Source organism: Methanosarcina sp. A14, assembly GCF_001729375.1.
GTDB classification, from domain to species: domain Archaea; phylum Halobacteriota; class Methanosarcinia; order Methanosarcinales; family Methanosarcinaceae; genus Methanosarcina; species Methanosarcina barkeri.
The window spans coordinates 1-5048 of sequence record NZ_LZPK01000158.1 but is presented as its reverse complement, the minus strand read 5'-3'; the positions used below and the strand labels follow the sequence as shown (position 1 = coordinate 5048).

The 5048-nt window shown below is 40.5% G+C and carries 3 protein-coding genes; all 3 read right to left on the bottom strand.

Features of this window, described 5'->3' with window-relative positions; translation table 11 throughout:
• Positions 1-842: ABC transporter ATP-binding protein (locus A9239_RS08285; RefSeq protein ID WP_069575257.1), on the bottom strand; the 842-nt coding region annotated here is incomplete at its 3' end.
• Positions 843-2023: 1181 nt separating this feature from the next.
• Positions 2024-3253, bottom strand: coding sequence for an ABC transporter permease (locus A9239_RS08275; protein ID WP_048123095.1), 1230 nt, complete (start codon positions 3251-3253; stop codon positions 2024-2026).
• A gap of 334 nt (positions 3254-3587) precedes the next feature.
• Positions 3588-4925: a COG1361 S-layer family protein gene (locus A9239_RS08270; protein ID WP_048119248.1), complete on the bottom strand. Its 1338-nt coding sequence runs from the start codon at positions 4923-4925 to the stop codon at positions 3588-3590.
• Positions 4926-5048: the final 123 nt, after the last annotated feature.

Sequence of the window (5048 nt, the reverse complement as noted above, 5' to 3'; positions counted from 1 at the left end):
ACGACTCTTGTTGCATATCTTACAAGTTCAACGTCATGGGTAACAATAATTATCGTCTTACCTTCTCTTGCATGCAGCCCATCCAGAAAATCCAGAATATAATATCCAGTCTTGGTATCCAGGTTTCCTGTAGGCTCATCTGCCAGGATTATGGGCGGGTTTACAGCTAGGGAACGGGCTATTGCAACTCTCTGCCTTTGTCCGCCTGAAAGCTGGGACGGAAGGTTCTGTTTCTTGTTTGAGAGCCCGACAATGTCAAGCAGATATGAGGCTTTTTGTCGGGCTATTTTTCGATCATCTTCCTGAAATTCCATAGGTAAAAGCACGTTTTCTTCTGTACTGAGTGTGGAGAGGAGGTTAAAGCTCTGGAATATGAAACCAATCATCTGTCCTCGGATAATGGCAAGTTCGGATTCGTCAAGTTCTGAGATGTCTTTAGAATTCAGGCAAACCGTGCCTTTTGAAGGTATATCCAGGCAGCCCAGCAGGTTCATCATCGTACTCTTTCCGCTTCCGCTGGGCCCGAGAATGATCAGAAATTCCCCTTCGTAAATTTCCAGGTTTATTCCTTTGAGAGCTGCAAACTCAACTTCCCCCATTTGATAGATTTTCCAGACATTGGTCAGTTTGATAAGAGGTTCATTTTTATTTTGAGATATCCTTACCGCGTTGGAACTATTAGTAGCACCGTTTCCGGAATTTAAGTACGGGTTGATTTTAAGATCCTCCTCTGAATCACTCTCGGATGGACCAGTGAAGCTCGCTGCTTCTTCAAGCGAGTTTATAATCTTTGAGGGATTCAATACCGTTTTAAGAGAATCTATTATTCCAGTGAGTGTCATACAAAACCTCTAAAAGTTAGTCATATCTGAGCTCAACCTTTTCAAGGTAGCTTGAGTTTTTATTCTTTTGATGCATGGCTTCCATCTTTTCCGTGATTTATTTTATGATGCAGTCAGAAGATTCTTCGGTAAATTATCAAGACTGCAAAATTATATTGTCAGATATTGTCAGGTTGATATATAAATATCATAAGCGTACAATTTTTATGAGCTATCTGCCACAGGCTATCCTGTTGTGTGGGTATAATCGGTCTAATCAGACCATTTATATGACCTAACTAGACCCTGTGGTTTGATTCGTTTTTGAGGCACTAGTGAAATGCATAGTGCCTCATTTTCTGGAGTGTAGATTTTTTGCTGGTTGCCTCCTTTCTTTATTACAATGGATAACACCTGATTTTCAAGCGATAGGCTTGATGTTCCTAGTGGCGAGGTCATGTTCTCAGGGTGTTCCTTTTCAGTTTTTCCTTTTCCACTGTAGTTAACCAAATTGAGCATCTGATATGGGGTTGAAAACCTGTCTGAGATAGGTGCTTGAGATGGGCAAAACACCTACCTTATTGGGTATTTTATTTTCCAGCTGCTCAACAGGATTGGAGGCAGCCGATCCCCTCATTGGCGTTTAATAATATAAGCATACTTAGCTAAAAACAGGGAAATATAGAGAATTAATTTATCAATGAAGCTTTTCTAGGTGTTATTCGATTAATTTAATCTTTAAATATTCTATAAAAGGCAAATGAAACCTCTATAAAGTATTATTCGTGGCAAAATTATTTTCAAAGGGAGCCTCAGGCCTAACATAAGAGCTTTTTCTTTTGACCCTGACAAATATTCCGAATGGCTGCTCAAAAAACAAAGAAAAATGCCCTGCAATTAGAATTTTAGATGCATTCCAGTGTCGCGTCAAGTCTCAATTACTGGATAACGAGATCGTATACACGAGTCATGGATCTATTCAAAAAACGAGCACTGTTGCCTTTTTTAATATAAATATAAAAGAGTTTCTACCAGTTATGGCTTTCAATAACTCATACCATAACCTTTTTTCTTTGTTAGCAGAAATCCACTGATTCCAGTGAAGCAGGAAATAAGAACGGGGAATTAACCCTTTCTTTTCTGTTTATTCCTTCTTTTTCTATTTATTTCCTACTTTTCTATTTATTCATATCTTTTCCGTTTTATTCATATCTGAGTGCGTCCACAGGTTTTAATTTCGAGGCCCTGTACGCTGGTACTACTCCAGAGATTACACCTATCAAAACTGCAAGAGTAAGGCCTTCAAGCATCAACGAAAAGCTTACTCCACTACCCCCTCCAGTCATATTGCCTCCCATCATCATCTGGAGCCCGGATGAAACAAAAGACCCCAGAATTACTCCAAGGATACCACCAACAAGGCCTACCATTGCGGAATTGAAAAGGAAAATCATAAGAATGTCCCTGTTTTTTGCCCCAATAGCTTTCATAGTTCCGATTTCCTTTGTCTTTTCCAGGACAGAGGTAAACATAGTATTGGCAATGCCTACGGCTCCTACAAGCAGGGAAACAGCTGCAATGGCGCCAAGGAAAAGAGTCATCGAACTCATCATTTCAGTAACCGAATCAGCCAACGATTTTGACGCTGTTACGGAAAAATCCCTGTCATCTTCCTTATTAATGTGTCTTGAGACCATCAGCTTTTTTTCGATTTCTGTCGTCAATTCATCTACCTGATCTTCACTCCTGGCTTTTACAGATATGCTATCATAAACATCTTTTTTCGCATCTGTAATAAGATCTACTGCTCCATCGATTGGCATGTAGATTCTTGAGTCACCTCCCATGCCCTCTTCTTCTAGGATTCCTACAACGCGAACTGCTTTGCCGTTTATGGTTATTACCTGGTTAACTCCGATATTCTGATCATAAATTTCACTGGCAACATCGCTTCCTATGACTGCAACATTCTTATCAGCTGGTTCGAGTAATCTTCCTGATTGCGTTTTCAGGGTAGTCATGTATTTCCAGACTTGAGGATCAACACCTGTGATTGAAAGGGTTGCGTTTTGCCCTGCATATTTAACTCCTTCTCTGCCTGAAATTTCTCCTTCAATATATTGTATACTATCCAGTCCTCGAAGCGCGTTAATATCATCTATAGTTAATTCTGCATCTGTTGATGTGCCACCCCCCATACCAGGGCCATGCATATTGGATGATGCCTTGGTATACCCGGGGCTGATCGTTATCGTTGTCAGATCTAGATCAGATAGTTTACTCTGCACATTTGCTTGCATGGCATCTCCCAGAGAGATGATGCCAACTACAGATCCCACTCCTATAACTATCCCGATAATGGTAAGCCAGCTTCGCAGTTTACTGTGCACAAGCATATTTAGACCCATCTTCAGGTAGGTTGAGTTTCTCATCCTGTATCCTTCCGTTATTTTTTTGCTCAACCGTTGCGCCGGTTGATCACGCCGATAGGGTTTGGAGATAAAATTTTCAAACTCAAACGTTTCTCGGGGTTTTCGGTCAAAATTTTTTTCAAAAGGGTTGTGATCACGCCGACCACCTTGTTGTTTGAGTGCCTGAATTTTCGGTCAAGCCTTTTTTATAAAAGGGTTGCAGGCAAGCAGTTTTTTCAAAAGGCTTGTCTTTCTCATCCCATATCCTCTGTTTGTTAGTGATGCTACTTCTGTGATGCTGCCTTATTCATACCTTCTGTTTTTCATACCTTCTGTTTTTCAGGTTTTTTCCGGATTACTTCTTTTTTCTTCCCATCAGTTTTTCCTGGATTTTCTTTCTGTATACGAATGCTCCTCCTACAAGAGCTATTATCACAATATAGGATAAATATGACCCAAATCCACTACTCTTGTTGCCCGGTCCTCCTGATCCCTGTACAGTCATGTTTCCGGAGTTCATTTCGAGCTTTACTTCCTTATCAACCGTTATTCTTTCTCCTTTTGCATCCGTATACTCAATCTGGACTTTTAGAGGATTGGAATCCATAGAATCGAAAGTTACGTTTTCTCCTTTATCACTGGATTTTATATTCTCTGATGAGGATTCCGCATTCTTAGCATCCTGCTGTGTGCTTGCAATATTGAAAGACGCGATTGTATAATCTCCTTTCTCAAGGTTTCCAACAATTGTTGAGGAACTTCCTGAAACCTTATACCCATCCTGATCAGGGATCGAAACTTTCACGGAATATGCCATGTTGTTTCCTACATTTGCAACTGAAAGAGAAGTTTCTCCCTGGTCACTTTCCGAAAAGGAAACATCAAAATCGGTTTCTCCTCCAACGAAAAGCCCTGCTGTAGTTCGTATACTTTTTTCATTTGAATTATAGTCTTCAAAGCTGAGGTTTACGTCCAGAGTATAGAGTCCAGGGTCTGCATTTACATCTGCCATTACCGAGTAAGCAACGGTTACGGAGTCGCCTGCAGCCAGATACTTGATGTACTTCGTGTTATCCGAATATACTGGCAAAATTACCCCTTTTGGGTCTTTCCAGGAAACTACCATATTTTTCAGGGGTGAATTTCCGGTATTTGTTATTATGAATTCCAGAGGCTCTTCCTTTGCAATGTCAATACTTGCCTTATTTATGGTAACAATCTGAGCGTATTCCTTACCCCTTACCTCGAGATGGATGGTTTTTGTAGTGGCAATCGTATTTGACAAAGACCCACTTTCTTTAGCAGTGGTGGTTATATCGATATCATATGTGCCTTCTGAAGCATTGGCATCTGTCATAAGCTTGAATTTAAGGACTGCTGCATCGTCATCATCCTGCCTTGCATTCAGGTAAGATACCTTTTTCGTTAGTTCTTCTCCGGAAATCTTACTGAAAGGATATTCAGGGCTAACTGTGACAGCGATGTCTTTCAGGTTAGCGTTTCCTACATTTTGCACGCTGACGGTGAGTTCAACAGGTTCTCCAGGACGGGCAGCATCAGGGTTCTGATTAGTCAGGTTTACCTCCAAATATGCAGATTTTATATCACCATTAGAGGCAAGTGCTGTTCCAGCTCCAAGGCATATGAATACTGAAAACAACAGTATTATTTTTAGCAAAGAGAATTTTTTCATTTTAACGCCTCAATTCAGATTTGCTTCATTTTTCGTACCTTGTTCATTTTCCACACCTGATTCGTTTTTTGTGCGTGTTTCGATTTTTTCAATCTCACCATCTCGGATGTACACGACTCTTGT